At 42.4% G+C, this 12,971-nt stretch carries 15 protein-coding genes; 7 read left to right on the top strand and 8 right to left on the bottom strand.

What is annotated here, in order from left to right; all coding sequences use genetic code 11:
- Positions 1-48 precede the first annotated feature (48 nt).
- From JO943_RS13190 to JO943_RS13180, 3 genes are read left to right on the top strand one after another with little or no spacing between them, the layout of a single operon-like run.
- On the top strand, positions 49-870 hold the full coding sequence (locus tag JO943_RS13190) for an ABC transporter ATP-binding protein (RefSeq protein WP_202741012.1): 822 nt from the start codon (positions 49-51) through the stop codon (positions 868-870).
- A complete protein-coding gene (locus JO943_RS13185) occupies positions 863-1,657 on the top strand; it encodes an ABC transporter permease (RefSeq protein ID WP_202741011.1) in 795 nt (264 codons plus the stop codon). The genes JO943_RS13190 and JO943_RS13185 overlap by 8 nt, the downstream gene beginning before the upstream one ends.
- On the top strand, positions 1,654-3,108 hold the full coding sequence (locus tag JO943_RS13180) for an amidohydrolase family protein (protein ID WP_202741010.1): 1,455 nt from the start codon (positions 1,654-1,656) through the stop codon (positions 3,106-3,108). The genes JO943_RS13185 and JO943_RS13180 overlap by 4 nt, the downstream gene beginning before the upstream one ends.
- Positions 3,109-3,184: 76 nt before the next feature.
- On the opposite strand, the gene JO943_RS13175 is transcribed toward JO943_RS13180, so the two are convergent.
- The 8 genes from JO943_RS13175 to JO943_RS13145 all read right to left on the bottom strand — a co-directional run bounded on the left by JO943_RS13175 (position 3,185) and on the right by JO943_RS13145 (position 8,944).
- The gene (locus JO943_RS13175; protein ID WP_202741009.1) at positions 3,185-3,625 is read right to left on the bottom strand and encodes a hypothetical protein; all 441 of its coding nucleotides are present in this window, start codon (positions 3,623-3,625) and stop codon (positions 3,185-3,187) included.
- Positions 3,626-3,710: 85 nt separating this feature from the next.
- Complete coding sequence (locus JO943_RS13170; RefSeq protein ID WP_265102661.1) at positions 3,711-4,070, bottom strand: hypothetical protein; 360 nt, start codon at positions 4,068-4,070, stop codon at positions 3,711-3,713.
- The gene (locus JO943_RS18625; protein ID WP_265102660.1) at positions 4,034-4,165 is read right to left on the bottom strand and encodes a hypothetical protein; all 132 of its coding nucleotides are present in this window, start codon (positions 4,163-4,165) and stop codon (positions 4,034-4,036) included. Before JO943_RS18625 ends, JO943_RS13170 begins: the two co-directional genes overlap by 37 nt.
- 286 nt (positions 4,166-4,451) lie before the next feature.
- A complete protein-coding gene (locus JO943_RS13165) occupies positions 4,452-5,630 on the bottom strand; it encodes an OmpA family protein (RefSeq protein ID WP_202741008.1) in 1,179 nt (392 codons plus the stop codon).
- 138 nt (positions 5,631-5,768) lie between these two features.
- Positions 5,769-6,014: a zinc ribbon domain-containing protein gene (locus tag JO943_RS13160; RefSeq protein ID WP_202741118.1), complete on the bottom strand. Its 246-nt coding sequence runs from the start codon at positions 6,012-6,014 to the stop codon at positions 5,769-5,771.
- 263 nt (positions 6,015-6,277) lie between these two features.
- Positions 6,278-6,832, bottom strand: a complete 555-nt coding sequence (locus JO943_RS13155) for a dihydrofolate reductase family protein (protein WP_202741007.1) — start codon at positions 6,830-6,832, stop codon at positions 6,278-6,280.
- Positions 6,833-6,932: 100 nt separating this feature from the next.
- Entirely contained in the window at positions 6,933-7,883 is a 951-nt protein-coding gene (gene puuE / locus JO943_RS13150; RefSeq protein ID WP_202741117.1) for an allantoinase PuuE, read from the bottom strand.
- 128 nt (positions 7,884-8,011) lie between these two features.
- Positions 8,012-8,944 (bottom strand): LysR family transcriptional regulator, encoded by a 933-nt coding sequence (locus JO943_RS13145; RefSeq protein ID WP_202741006.1) that lies wholly within the window; start codon positions 8,942-8,944, stop codon positions 8,012-8,014.
- Between the two features lie 165 nt (positions 8,945-9,109).
- Here JO943_RS13145 and JO943_RS13140 point away from each other — a divergent pair, with 165 nt between their 5' ends.
- The 4 genes from JO943_RS13140 (at position 9,110) to JO943_RS13125 (ending at position 12,810) form a co-directional block, all read left to right on the top strand.
- The gene (locus JO943_RS13140) at positions 9,110-10,165 is read left to right on the top strand and encodes an aromatic ring-hydroxylating oxygenase subunit alpha (protein ID WP_202741005.1); all 1,056 of its coding nucleotides are present in this window, start codon (positions 9,110-9,112) and stop codon (positions 10,163-10,165) included.
- Positions 10,166-10,374: 209 nt separating this feature from the next.
- The gene (locus JO943_RS13135) at positions 10,375-11,241 is read left to right on the top strand and encodes a hypothetical protein (protein WP_199948896.1); all 867 of its coding nucleotides are present in this window, start codon (positions 10,375-10,377) and stop codon (positions 11,239-11,241) included.
- A 238-nt stretch (positions 11,242-11,479) separates the two neighbouring features.
- Positions 11,480-12,232 carry a histidine utilization repressor gene (gene hutC / locus JO943_RS13130; RefSeq protein WP_005231077.1) on the top strand — a complete coding sequence of 251 codons (753 nt, stop codon included), beginning with the start codon at positions 11,480-11,482 and terminating at the stop codon, positions 12,230-12,232.
- Positions 12,229-12,810, top strand: a complete 582-nt coding sequence (locus JO943_RS13125; protein WP_202741004.1) for a HutD family protein — start codon at positions 12,229-12,231, stop codon at positions 12,808-12,810. The genes hutC and JO943_RS13125 overlap by 4 nt, the downstream gene beginning before the upstream one ends.
- Positions 12,811-12,971 lie beyond the last annotated feature (161 nt).

Genomic DNA, 12,971 nt, shown 5'->3' with positions numbered 1-12,971 from the left:
TGGTGAAAGGGTTAATAAAATAGCGCATTTGCATCAAGGGGAAATCACATGAATTCTGCTTTACCAATAGATACGCCAATACCTGAGTCTTCGAGCTTTATTACGCCGATGATTATGGCCAGAGGGGTTGAAAAAACCTATCCAAATGGCACCAACGCCTTACAACGATTAGATTTAAATATTGCCCGCGGTGAAATTGTTTCATTACTGGGGCCGTCAGGTTGCGGTAAAAGCACCTTGCTGAAAATGTTTGCCGATCTGGAGCAGCCTTCTGCGGGTGTGGTGCGCTGGAATGGCAAGGCTGAGATGCAATCTCAATGCAAAATGGCCATGGTGTTTCAGGAGGCAACGCTGATGCCATGGGCCAATATCGAAGACAATGTGCGTTTACCTCTCGATTTACAACATATCTCAAAATCAGTGAGCACCCCGAAAGTGATGGCGGCTTTAGCAGCTGTAGGTTTAGAGAAATTTAGTAAAGCCTATCCACGGGAACTTTCAGGTGGTATGCAAATGCGTGCTTCTTTGGCTAGAGCCTTGGTGACTGAACCTGATCTGTTATTGATGGATGAACCTTTTGGCGCTTTGGATGAGTTTACTCGCCATAAACTGGATAGTGATATCCGGCAATTATGGTCAGAACGAGATCTCACGGTGGTGTTTGTGACGCATAGTATTTATGAGGCTGTGTATCTGTCTTCACGGGTTATTGTGATGGGCGCACGGCCTGGGCGGGTAGTCGCCGATCTGGACATTGAAGGACCTTATTTACGTGACGACGCTTTCCGAAGCTCAGAGATTTTTATCCGACAATGTTCGCATCTATCGCAATTATTGGCTGAGGCAAGCGGAGGGCATGCTCATGATTAAACCCTTGATACAACATCCAACCGTACAACGTATCGCGGCTCCGCTCGGGTTGGGGCTGGTCTTCCTGCTGATTTGGCAGTTGAGCTTCCAGCAGCTTGCGGTGCCGGTTTATGTGGTACCCAAGCCTAGTGATATTGTGATGGCGTTGATTCATCAATCCAGTATGTTATTTGGCAGTTTATGGGTCACTCTAAAAATTACCTTATTGGCTTTTGCATGCGCGGTGCTAATCGGTACATTGGTCGCTTTTGTGTTTGTACAGAGTCGCGTGCTCGAAGCCTGTTTTATGCCTTATGCCATTTTATTTCAGGTCACACCGATTGTTGCAATCGCACCTCTGGTCATTATCTGGATTCAAAATACCACTTTAGCGTTAGTGGTCTGTGCCATGCTGGTTGCGGTTTTTCCTATATTAACCAATACCACCTTGGGTCTGCGTAGTGTCAATAAAGGCTTGCTCAATCTTTTTCAAATCAATAAAGCCAGTCGCTGGCAAATTCTGATGCGCTTACGTGTACCGAATGCGTTGCCTTATTTCTTTGGAGGCTTACGTATTTCCTGCGGTTTGGCGCTGATTGGTGCGGTGGTTTCCGAGTTCGTTGCCGGTGCGGGAGGGACCAGTGCAGGCTTGGCTTATCAAATCTTGCAAGCAGGTTTTCAACTGGATTTACCGCTGATGTTTGCTGCCTTATTCCTGATAACCTGTACGGGTTTGGGCTTGTTTATGTTGATGTCTTTATTAAGCCAGTTCTTTCTAAACAAATGGCATGAGAGTGAACAAGTATGAGTCCAGAGCAATTAAATCAAAGCTATTTAATTCAAAATGCCCATGCCATTTTAACGGGTTTATCTGGAGAGGCTGCACGTGCTTCATCCACTGATATCCGTATCCAGTCAGGTAAGATTACTGAAATAGGTCGGTTAGGTGCTCAGCCAAATGAGCAGGTGATTGATGCTAAAGATTGCGTAATTTATCCGGCATGGGTGAATACCCATCATCATTTATTTCAGTCCTTGTTAAAGGGTGAGCCACAAGGGTTGAATCAAAACCTGACCTCATGGCTTGCCAGTACGCCATATCGGTTTCGTGGTGTGTTTGATGAAAATACGTTTCGGATTGCTGTACGGATTGGTCTTGTCGAGCTATTACGTTCGGGGTGTGCAACGATAGCTGATCATCATTATTTGTATTGGCCCAAGATGCCGTTTGATGGCGCTGCGATTTTATTTGATGAAGCCGAAAAACTGGGTATGCGCTTTGTGTTGTGTCGTGGTGGTGCAACACTTACACGTGGCTTGGAAAGTGAATTGCCTCAAGCCCTACGCCCTGAGAAATTTGAAGACTATATGGCGGATATTGAGCGTTTGGTGCAGCACTATCATCAACCAGATTCAAAAGCTTTCCGAAAAATCGTGATGGCACCGACCTCGACTTTGCATTCGACCACAGCACAGCAATTACGGGAAAGCGCCAAAGTCGCCAGACAATTGGGGATCCGGATGCATAGCCATTTATCTGAAACGGTGGATTATCTGGATGCAGCACGCGCCAAGTTTGGCATGACACCAGTCCAGTTCTGTGCCGAGCAGGACTGGATTGGCAGTGATGTCTGGTTTGCCCATCTGGTGAAATTATTACCCGAAGAAATTCAGTTGTTGGGTCAGACCAAAACAGGTATTGCGCATTGTCCTCAGAGTAATGCCCGTTTGGGGAGTGGTATTGCCGATCTGGTTGCTTTGGAACAGGCAGGCATGACGATTTCGATCGGGGTAGATGGTGCAGGTTCCAATGAGGCTGCAGATATGTTATCTGAAACCCATGCCGCTTGGTTATTGCAGCGAGCCAGAAAGGGGATGTTAGCCAAGCCACAATATGAGGGCGGACAATTTGAAGGGGGTGCAGATGCTGCCAGTATTGAGGATGTAATCCGTTGGGGAACGGTGGGGGGAGCCAAGATTTTAGGGCTTGATCAAGTCGGGACAATCGAGGTGGGGCAACAGGCTGACTTGGTCATATATCAGTTAGATGATCCTCGTTATTTTGGATTACATGATATGGCGATTGGACCTGTGGCAAGTGGCGGACGCGCGCATATTAAGGCGATGTTTGTAGCAGGGAAAATGGTGATGGAAAATGATCAGGTTCCTGATCTGGATATGATGGAGTTAGCTTGGCAAGCCAAGCAAGCGGTGAAGCTGTTACAACAGCGGAGTATGGACATGGCAAAAATAGCCTAAGCTAATGGATTACCTTATGGAATTGGATAGCTCTCTTTCTTAAAGAGTGACTATCCAAGAGTTAAAATACTTGTATTTATATTTTAGCTAAAAATTTGGTTGCATTTCCGCCTTCACATTTCCAATCTGCAAATACACCAATAAGTGAGCAGTTTGTACAACGACAGCCTATGTAATACCAGCGGACATCATTTGATCCATCATAAAGTGCAACAGCAGATTCCAGTTCAAATTGTTGATTGTCACAAATACAAATATGTTCTTCTAGCTCTGCATCCTCAATATATTCAGCATTATCTCCCATCAAATGTGCATGGTTACATTGAGTACAGATCCGTCTAGCAATTCCTTCATTTTCGTCACTTTCTAAACAGAAAATATGGTTTCCACATCGACAGAAACTTGATGCAAATTCTTTTGCTTCATAACCATTTAGGTGGCTAAAACGAGTCATTTCTAAACGCAAGTCGTCTCGATTTTGACCATACCAATATTTTCCTTTTTGATATAAGGACACGAAATACCTCTAGTTCATTATTAAAAAACATTTTTTATATATAAAGCTTTATTTTTTCAGAGAGTTTTTGATTACTGTTTTATTGCTACCGTTCAGCTATGTATTTTGGCCTACCATCTATGACCCACCTACGATACCTTTCAGCAATATGGTTTGCCAATTTGTGGTAATTTTCCCAAGTATCAGCGACTCTATACACGTTATTCGTATCTACCGAAAAGCTAAGCAAGTAGTCATCAATATATCGACTTTCATTATTTAATCCTTCGTAATACGCCAAAGCAAAATCATTACCTTCTTCGTTAAAATCATTGTCAGTGAGCTTTTCATCAAGTTCATCAATGAGAAAATGTGCTCCTGTAATTTGTTTTGTCTTTAGATGTTTAATTGCATCTCGTGAATCTTCAATTAATTCTTCACTAGCAAAGTTTGAAGAAGCATCCATGTTAAAAACATTCCAATATGGGTTGCTCCTGCTTCTTGTGGAAGATCTGCAGGGAAGTCACCTCCATAATGCCAAGAAGCATCATCGTATTTCATGATTTATATCTCCAAAAACTGCACCATTACTCACCATTTAAATAATGATACTGATTTAAATTCTAATTTTATCGTAGTTAGTTATTTTCCATTTGAGCATTAAGGAGTGTCGTATAAACGCATCTCCTCGATTCGCAATCAGCTCATAAAATTGTATCAGTTCAAAGATGGGATAATTCTTCCGAATACCCCATTTTATTTAACAGAATGGGTTATGTAGATTGAGTTTAGGAGTTCTTTAATTGCTTTACCAGTATTTACAGGCTAGATAAGCCATTCAACATCATCAAGTGCGTACGAAGATTTCCACCCGTCGGTTTAACTGCCTGCCAGCGGGGTTGTCTTGGCCGCTGACCTCGTTGGGCGCTACAGGCTGCGACTCGCCGTAACCATGTGTACTGGCGGCAGCTGCGGCACCACGCTGGCGCAAGGCCATGCCCACTGATTTGGCACGGCGCTCGGACAAATCCAGATTGTAGGCGTCACTGCCCTTGGCATCGGTATGACCGCGAATTTCTATTGCTTTGGCTGGTACTTTCTGCAAGGCCACGGCCAAGCTGTCCAGCACCTTCGCTGCGTCAGGACGTATATTCGTCTTGTCGAAATCGAACAACACCTGATCATTGAGAGTGATGATGAACCCGCATGGCGCGCCTGATGGAGCGAATTTTTTTAACGGCGGAAACTTGCCAGCTGGCGCGACCTTGGGAATTGGTGCCATTTTCACTTGACGTGCTGGTGTACCTATGCTGCCGCTGCCTTTACCATCGTTGCTCACCAACCCGTGTGGGCCGTTCCAGGTACCGCTGCCATCGGCATTGATAGTGACAATGCCTTGCGGACCGCTCCAACTACCTGAACCATCACCTTCGTTGCGAATCACACCATGATCGCCGTTCCAGGTGCCGCCACCTTTGCCATCTAGCACGATGATGCCGTACTTGCCGTTATACGTGCCCGAACCGTCGGCCTCGACCGAGATGATCCCATCGTCAGCACCACCGTCGCCATTACCGTTGATTGTACCACTACCGTCTGCGTTGACGACGATGACGCCGCCTTCATAGTTGGCGGTGCCACTGCCATCTGCTTTGATATGGAAGATGCCTTCATTACCGTTGCGCGACAGATTGCCTTGCGCATCCATGCTGGTGATGCCTGCATCGTTGAGTAATGCGCCGTCGGTTGCACAGTGAGCGGGCTTAACGCTAATACCTGCAACTGGATCAGTGATGTCTTGCATTGATGCTTCCAGTGCTCGCTGGGCCGGGCCAATACCGATGATCTCTGGCACAACGATTTGCGGGATTACCGGGAAGTCGACATCCCCGGCGGACTTGGCTGCGACTTTGGCTGTTTTCGCAGTTGCATCATTGGTCTTTGCCTCGTCAGTCGAGGGGGACTTCGTGCAGGAGCAAGCGAGCAATGCCATTCCCAGCACCATGAACCTGTTCATTGAAAACATGTCTAATTACTCTACTTATATGTTGACCGTGTTTTGTTTTAATTGAGTCGCTTTAAGTCCTTCAAATGTCTATCTTGCTTAACAAAATCACGTGTACAACTGTACAACAAGGCGATGTAGTTGTTTCATTAAGATCAATTATTTACTCTTGAGTAAAAAATAGGCGAAGACAAGCACCGCTAGTCCGAACAGAAGTCGCGCGATCCAGGGTGTGACCAGCCAAGCACCGAGTGCCATGATGGCGCGGCTCAAGACATGCGGTGATTGTAATGCCCCTGACTCGGGCGCGTGACGTTGGGGCTGTAGCGGATAACCGCAATGCGGGCAGGAGTTGGCTTGGGTCGAAACCTGACTGCTGCATTCGGGGCATGAAATAAGCGCCATAAGTGTTCTTCCTTTTAAGTTATTTTCCCTTTGGGCATTAAGAAATGCCATATAGACACATGTTGTCGATTCGCAATCAGGTCATAAAATTGTATCAGCTAAAAGATTGGAAAATTCTTCCGAATCACCCATTTTATTTAACAGAATGGGTTGTTTCGACTGAGTTGAGGGGGGTGCCAATTGCTTTGCTGTTCTCTAGTAAGGTAGATAAATAAATCATTTAAGGCAATAGATCATTTAAGGCATTCAACATCTGGCTAATTTTATATGGGTGCAACGGTATAATGTAATTCAACCATACCTTCACCCATATGATGAACGGAGATTAATTTAAGCGTTGGCGCAAGTACTCGTCGGGGAAATAGTACTTTTCCTTTTGCAAGGGTGACTGAACCAATTTGTATAATAAGTTCATCAAGTAAATTGGCATCGTAGAACTGTCCAGCCAATTCTCCACCACCTACAACCCAGATATTCTTGTTCCCGATGATGGATTGAATTTCAGCATAAACCGGAGTGATGTCTCCTTGCACAAAATGGATATCTGCTCCTTCAATTAGTGGCAGTTTACGGCTGGAAAACACCCAGGCTGGCTGGGTATAGGGCCAAGGTGAACCTGTTTCGGCAGCAACATGCTCTGCGTTATTCAATATCCATTCATAAGTTGCTGAGCCCATGACCAAAGCACCAACATTTGCAATAAAGGTTGGATAACTTGAGTTATCTAGTCCGCCTAATGTAAATAACCATTCTAAAGAATCGTCTTCGGTCGCAATAAATCCGTCTAGGCTACTCGCTGCAAAATATTGTACTTTCATTCTGATTATCTCCTTATTCTAAAGGAGTAGCTTAAAGCTTATTTTCTTTGAATAAATTGTTTAAATCGGATATACGACACTTTAGGACGCTTTAATAAAATTAAGCTTGAAAAGGATGATGTCTATACCAATGCTCAGCAATTTGCTGACGGGTACAAATCCAGACCCGATCATGATTTTGCACATAATCGAGAAAACGTTGTAGCGCCTTAAAGCGGGCAGGACGTCCTAAAATGCGGCAATGCATGCCAATAGAAAGCATTTTCGGACGAGTTGCTCCTTCCGCGTACAAGACATCAAAAGCATCTTTTAAATATTCAAAAAAATCCTCACTACGATTAAAACCCGTAGGAGATGCAAATTTCATATCGTTGGTATCAAGTGTATAAGGAATAATTAAATGCGGACGGGTTGCACCTGCTGCATTGCGAAGTGTTGTCCAAAAAGGTAAGTCATCACCGTAATAATCACTGTCATATTGCACCTGATCATATTCCGCCAATAATTGACGGGTATTGGGGCTATCACGGCCCGTATACCAGCCTGTCGGCATTTCACCAAACAAATCTTTAAGGATGTGCATGGCTTCATCCATATGTTGTTTCTCGGTTTCAATATCCATATTTTGATAATGAATCCAGCGTAAGCCATGTGAGACCACATCATAGTTGTGTTGTTTGATGGCTTCGACCACCAGAGGATTACGTTGTAAAGCCATCGCAACGGCAAAAATGGTCATGGGCAATTGGCGTTTGGCAAACTCCTGCTGAATGCGCCAGAAACCGACCCGTGAGCCATATTCATAAATCGAGTCCATCGAAAGATGGCGTGCAGGATAACTTTCTGCACCACTGATTTCAGATAAGAACTGTTCCGAACCTTCATCGCCATGCAGAATATGTTTTTCACCCCCTTCTTCATAATTCAGCACAAACTGCACCGCGATTTTTGCTTGATTGGGCCATTGGGCATGGGGCGGTTGATCGGCATAACCGACCATATCGCGTGGATAATCTGCTGTTAAATGAGCGTCTGTACTGGACCAAACCATAGCAATGCCTGAATCATGAAAAAGGTGAATCTTCACATCAACTTACCCGATTAAATCTTCGGGTGTCAAACACTATATTTATTTAAATCAATAGCTTGAGTGTTTTGTTTTGGTGCAAAAATACAATTTTATTGATGAATATTGTTTTGCATGCGCGATTTTAGTGCCTCCATCTCGATAATGATATGATTCATCATGATTTGCGCAATCCGAGAAAGTTGCCGTTTTGGTGCAGTACAAAGTGCGACCGTAATCGGATGAAGGCCGTGGTCATTGATTGTTCTAAACTCAAATGCACCATTTTCAATATAAGGGGCTGCATCCAGATAACTCATGATGCTGATGCCTAAGTTTTGCTTAAGCAATGAGACCATCATACGGATATCATTACATTCGATTGTGTGTGCTGGGTTGAAGTCATGCTTTTTATAGAGTGCATGCACATGATCATGAATAATCAATGGTTCGGCAGCAACAATATGATTGAACTCCAGCGTATCGGAAAAGTAGATTTTTTCTTTATGGGCTAAAGCATGCTGTTTAGGAATGACGAAACCCAAGGGCATTTCAATAAAGTCACTGATCTGTAATTGGTGCTGATGTTTGGGATTCAGTATCAAGCCAAAGTCGAGTTCAGCATTGATTACCAGATCAGCAATACGCTCACTGTCCGAAACCCGAAGCTTAAAATTAATCCATGGATATTGCTGAACAATCGACTGCATCACGGCACTGACAAAGCTTTCACTGAGTGCTGCAATCATCCCAAAATCAATTGAACCGCGTTGTATGCCTTGGATTTCATTTAGACGTTTCTGTGTGATTTGAAACTCTTTTTGCCAGCTGCGTAGATCAGCATAGAGCAATTCGCCAGCTAAGGTCAGCTTGAGTCCATTGGGCAAACGTTCAAATAAAGCCACACCGAGTTCTTCTTCTGCCAAAACGATTTGTCGATGTACAGCGGAGACAGAAATAAACAGTTGATCGGCCGCTTTTCTTAAACTACCTGTTTTGGCAACGGCAATAAAATAATCAGCAAAACGTGAAAATGGCAATGCCATTGTAAACTCACTTGAGATAAAGCAGGTTTTAATACAAAAGCAATTTTAGTGCCCAGCCTGTTCTAATTTTTAGAATGATGCATATAAATCATTCTAATAGACGGAAATATCGATCTATTCCACACTGCAAACAATAGAGAAAATACTCAAGAACGAGCACAGGATATGAACGCAATTCCATTCATCAATCTTCCCAATAAGCCATGCCATAGCCAATTTGATGATCAGGACTGGCAGATTCTTGCGCAGCATTGGTATCCCGTGGCACGTATCGAAGATGTGAGCAGCAAACCACAGCAAGTGACCTTACTGGATATGAATCTAGCTTTGTATAAGACCGAAACAGGGCAGATTCATTTAGCTCGGGATATTTGCCCGCATCGCGGCGTGCCTTTGAGTAAGGGCTGGGTTGAAGGAGACACTTTGATTTGCCCTTATCATGGCTTACATTTTAATGAAGATGGCAAATGCAGCAAAATTCCAGCGCAACCTGATTTAACTCATATCTCAGAGCGCTTTTCGCTGACCAAGTTTCCTGTGGTTTTAAAATATGGATTGGTCTGGACTAGCATTTTGGGCAGAGATGAAAGTTTGGCTAATTTTCCTGTATTAGACACATGGGAACAGGAGGAGCATCAAGCCATTTTACCGCCTTCTGTGGATATTGCAGGTTCAAGCGGTCGTCAATTGGAGGGTTTTATTGATGTGGCACACTTTGCTTGGGTGCATCATCAGGCCTTTGCCGATCGAGACAATCCTGTGGTACCTAAATATTCGACTGAACGTACCGATTATGGCTTGCATACCAATTACACCAGTAATGTCAGTAACTATCCGCATGGGATGCAGCATTTAGCACCTGATGATTTTTTATGGGAACGGATCTTTGACGTTTATCCGCCATTTTCAGCCGTACTGACCATTCATTTTCCGAATGATGGAGTGCTCAAGATTTTAAATGCCTGTTGTCCCGTCTCACATAACAAGACCCGTTTATTTGTACCCTTGACCCGTAATTTCGATACCACAGGGGACTTACAGGCTGTCTATGATTTTAATGCGCAGATTTTTGCGGAGGATCAGGAGATGGTGGAGGCGCAAAAGCCAGAAGAATTACCTTTAGATATGAGTATGGAAGCACATTTTGAAGCAGACCGCTCTTCGGCGATGTATCGCCGGATCTTGGCTGAATGGGGGTTAAGCAAACGCTATACGGTATAAGTTAAAACTCTTTTAGGCTAGATAACTGACCCGGTTTTCAAAGTTACAAGGTATGATGAAAATCAATCTATATTATTTTAGGACGAGCATCCGAAATAATGTAGATTGATTTGAAAAACATTCAATATGATTTAAAAAAAGGTAACTTAAGTTTATTTTTGGGAAAATCATTTATACTTTCTAGATCACATAGATTTTTATTATAAGTCATGCTTAAAAAACTTACTCTTGCCGTTTTAATCACTATTCCTACAATTACTTATGCAAATAATACATCTCTTATTAAAAATGCTAAGCAAAGTATTAGAGATAGTATAAAAGATCCGAGATCAGCACAATTCCAACATATTCGAGTAGTGAAGAATTTAAGAGGAGAAAGGGCTGTCTGTGGTGAGGTAAATGCAAAAAATGCTTTTGGAGGTTATGTCGGTTTTACACCATTTATGTATGTCGATGGGGCATCCTATCTCGCGTCAGGCGATGAAGATTATCAAGAGGATTTTTATTACGTCTATATACTGAGTGGTTGTATGGGTGTCTCAGATGAAAAAGAATTTAGAAATCAGCTTTACTATGAGCAAGTTCAACAAGAAGAGCAAATAAGAAAGGAGCAGGAAGAACAAGCACGGAAAGAACGAGAAGAAGAGCTTGAGCGGATTAAACAGATTACTGACCAAAAATTAAAAGAGGTCGAAGAAAAAAAAGAACTTGATCGACTGACAATACTTGAGAAGGACAGAGAGTTTTATAAAAGAAAGAAACTTACAGCGACTGATACAGAGCGACGTGAATATAACAAGCAGGTAAAAACATTCTGTAATTTTCTATATGACTACTATACAAATAGAATTAAGCATGGTTTCAGCCATGAAGATGCTTTTTTAACGGTTACTGCGGCTTATAACAATATGGGCTTAAACTCAGTTTACGATAGTCTGGATGCCGTTGAAATTATATTACAAGATGGTTTTGAACGCCTTCAACATAATAAGGAGGATTATAATAAGTTTGTCAAAAATGGAGCATTTTTTCAGGGCTGGATGAAAGGGACATGTATCGTTCAACGCAAGATATAATCAAATTTATTATAAAGAGTTGAATGTATCTTGTATCCCTACAGCTTTTCTAGCGATAAGGATGGGGTGATAAATCAAAGTGGTCAGCTTATAATCTAATCAAGATAATAATGTGGTAAGACAATTTTAGTCTTGGTGCATAATTAAAAACATATCATTTATTTGTATAGGCTTGTATATACAATTTACCTCATTTCAATATACAATGACTTAGAATATTTAGTATGAGTTTTAGCCAATGTCAAGAGCGACAAAGCAAAACGATTTAGATTTGTCCTTAGAAGAAGATAGTCCGGTTCCTTTGTATCTACGTGTGAAACAAATGATTTCACAAAAGATTTATGAGGGAAGCTGGACTGTTAATAAAAAGATTCCTTCAGAAAGTGAATTGGTCAATTTACTGGGCTGTAGTCGCATGACCGTGAATCGGGCTTTACGCGAGCTCACCAGTGAAGGTTTATTGGTGCGTATTCAGGGTGTCGGTTCTTTCGTTGCCGAGGGACAAGGGCGTACCGCTTTATTTCATGTCAATAATATTGCCGAAGAAATTATTGCCCGAAACCACAAACATCATGCTGAAGTCTTGGTGCTGGAACAGATTCAGGCCAATGCCGAACAAAGTATGCTGATGCAGATTCGGGAAGGGCAAAAGCTCTTTCACTCGATCATCGTGCATTATGAAAATGATGTACCGGTACAGATTGAAGATCGTCTGGTCGATCCGATGTTGATTCCAGATTATTTGGCACAAGATTTTAAAAGCATTACACCCAATGCATATTTAATGTCGAAAGCGCCGGTGACAGAAGGTGAACATGTGGTCACCGCAATTTTAGCGTCAGCACAAGAATGTAAATGGCTGAAAATTAATAAGACTGAACCTTGTCTGTTGATTCGTCGCAGAACTTGGTCAAATAAACAGCTGATTTCTAGTGCCCGATTGATTTATCCAGGCAGTCGTTATTATCTGGAAGGTAAATTTACCCAATGATTCAACACTTAGACATAGCTGATTATCAGCAGATGCTATGGAAAAACGGGGCGGGTTATACCATTGAACTTGCCCGAAGTGACGGTGACAGTCTGGATACGTTTGATTGGCGTATTTCCATGGCAGATGTCAAAACTTCGGGTGATTTTTCCCTATTTAAGGGCATGCAGCGTATCCTCACGGTACTGGAAGGTGCTGGCATCGTATTGAATATTGAAGATGATTCTGAACATCTGAAAACTTTACAATCTGCGCAATTTAGTGGCGATCGAAAGACCAGCTGTGAACTGATTGATGGACCAATTAGGGACTTTAATCTGATCTATAATCCTGCAAAATGGCGTTCTAGCTACCAATGGCTGTTTGAGTCAGCCAGCACTGAGATTTTCAGTTCAGCCGATCTGATTTTTATTTTTAATCAGAGTCCAGAACCCTTGGAAATTGAAGTTGATCAGCAGGTTTTTCATTTGGCACACCAGCAAAGTCTCAAGATTGAGCAGCAAAAAACATTAAAAAAATTGCTTATAAAGTCACAGTTTTTAAAGCAGACCTGTCTCATTGAGCTCACAAAAATCTAATTTTTAGACTTTTTAAAAAACACATATGATCACAGGTTGTATGTGTTTTTTATTGTCGATCAAAAAATAAATCTATTTATTTCATTATCTTGTAATTTATTTTCATAAAAGAATTGAAAAGCATCTTTTCAATATAAAAGTTTTGTGTAGTATATGGATGT

The sequence above is a fragment of the Acinetobacter sp. 'aerobic (ED)' genome, from assembly GCF_904886855.1.
Lineage (GTDB): Bacteria > Pseudomonadota > Gammaproteobacteria > Pseudomonadales > Moraxellaceae > Acinetobacter > Acinetobacter courvalinii.
The sequence above is the reverse complement of the archived record's forward strand: the minus strand, read 5'-3'. Positions and strand labels throughout refer to the sequence as shown.

Excerpts from the sequence above, each read along its gene's own strand:
- JO943_RS13190 (WP_202741012.1), top strand. The coding sequence starts at position 49 with ATGAATTCTGCTTTACCAATAGATACGCCAATACCTGAGTCTTCGAGC.
- JO943_RS13185 (WP_202741011.1), top strand. The coding sequence starts at position 863 with ATGATTAAACCCTTGATACAACATCCAACCGTACAACGTATCGCGGCT.
- JO943_RS13180 (WP_202741010.1), top strand. The coding sequence starts at position 1,654 with ATGAGTCCAGAGCAATTAAATCAAAGCTATTTAATTCAAAATGCCCAT.
- JO943_RS13170 (WP_265102661.1), bottom strand. The coding sequence starts at position 4,070 with ATGGATGCTTCTTCAAACTTTGCTAGTGAAGAATTAATTGAAGATTCA.
- JO943_RS18625 (WP_265102660.1), bottom strand. The coding sequence starts at position 4,165 with ATGAAATACGATGATGCTTCTTGGCATTATGGAGGTGACTTCCCTGCA.
- JO943_RS13165 (WP_202741008.1), bottom strand. The coding sequence starts at position 5,630 with ATGTTTTCAATGAACAGGTTCATGGTGCTGGGAATGGCATTGCTCGCT.
- JO943_RS13160 (WP_202741118.1), bottom strand. The coding sequence starts at position 6,014 with ATGGCGCTTATTTCATGCCCCGAATGCAGCAGTCAGGTTTCGACCCAA.
- JO943_RS13155 (WP_202741007.1), bottom strand. The coding sequence starts at position 6,832 with ATGAAAGTACAATATTTTGCAGCGAGTAGCCTAGACGGATTTATTGCG.
- puuE (WP_202741117.1), bottom strand. The coding sequence starts at position 7,883 with ATGGTTTGGTCCAGTACAGACGCTCATTTAACAGCAGATTATCCACGC.
- JO943_RS13145 (WP_202741006.1), bottom strand. The coding sequence starts at position 8,944 with ATGGCATTGCCATTTTCACGTTTTGCTGATTATTTTATTGCCGTTGCC.
- JO943_RS13140 (WP_202741005.1), top strand. The coding sequence starts at position 9,110 with ATGAACGCAATTCCATTCATCAATCTTCCCAATAAGCCATGCCATAGC.
- JO943_RS13135 (WP_199948896.1), top strand. The coding sequence starts at position 10,375 with ATGCTTAAAAAACTTACTCTTGCCGTTTTAATCACTATTCCTACAATT.
- hutC (WP_005231077.1), top strand. The coding sequence starts at position 11,480 with ATGTCAAGAGCGACAAAGCAAAACGATTTAGATTTGTCCTTAGAAGAA.
- JO943_RS13125 (WP_202741004.1), top strand. The coding sequence starts at position 12,229 with ATGATTCAACACTTAGACATAGCTGATTATCAGCAGATGCTATGGAAA.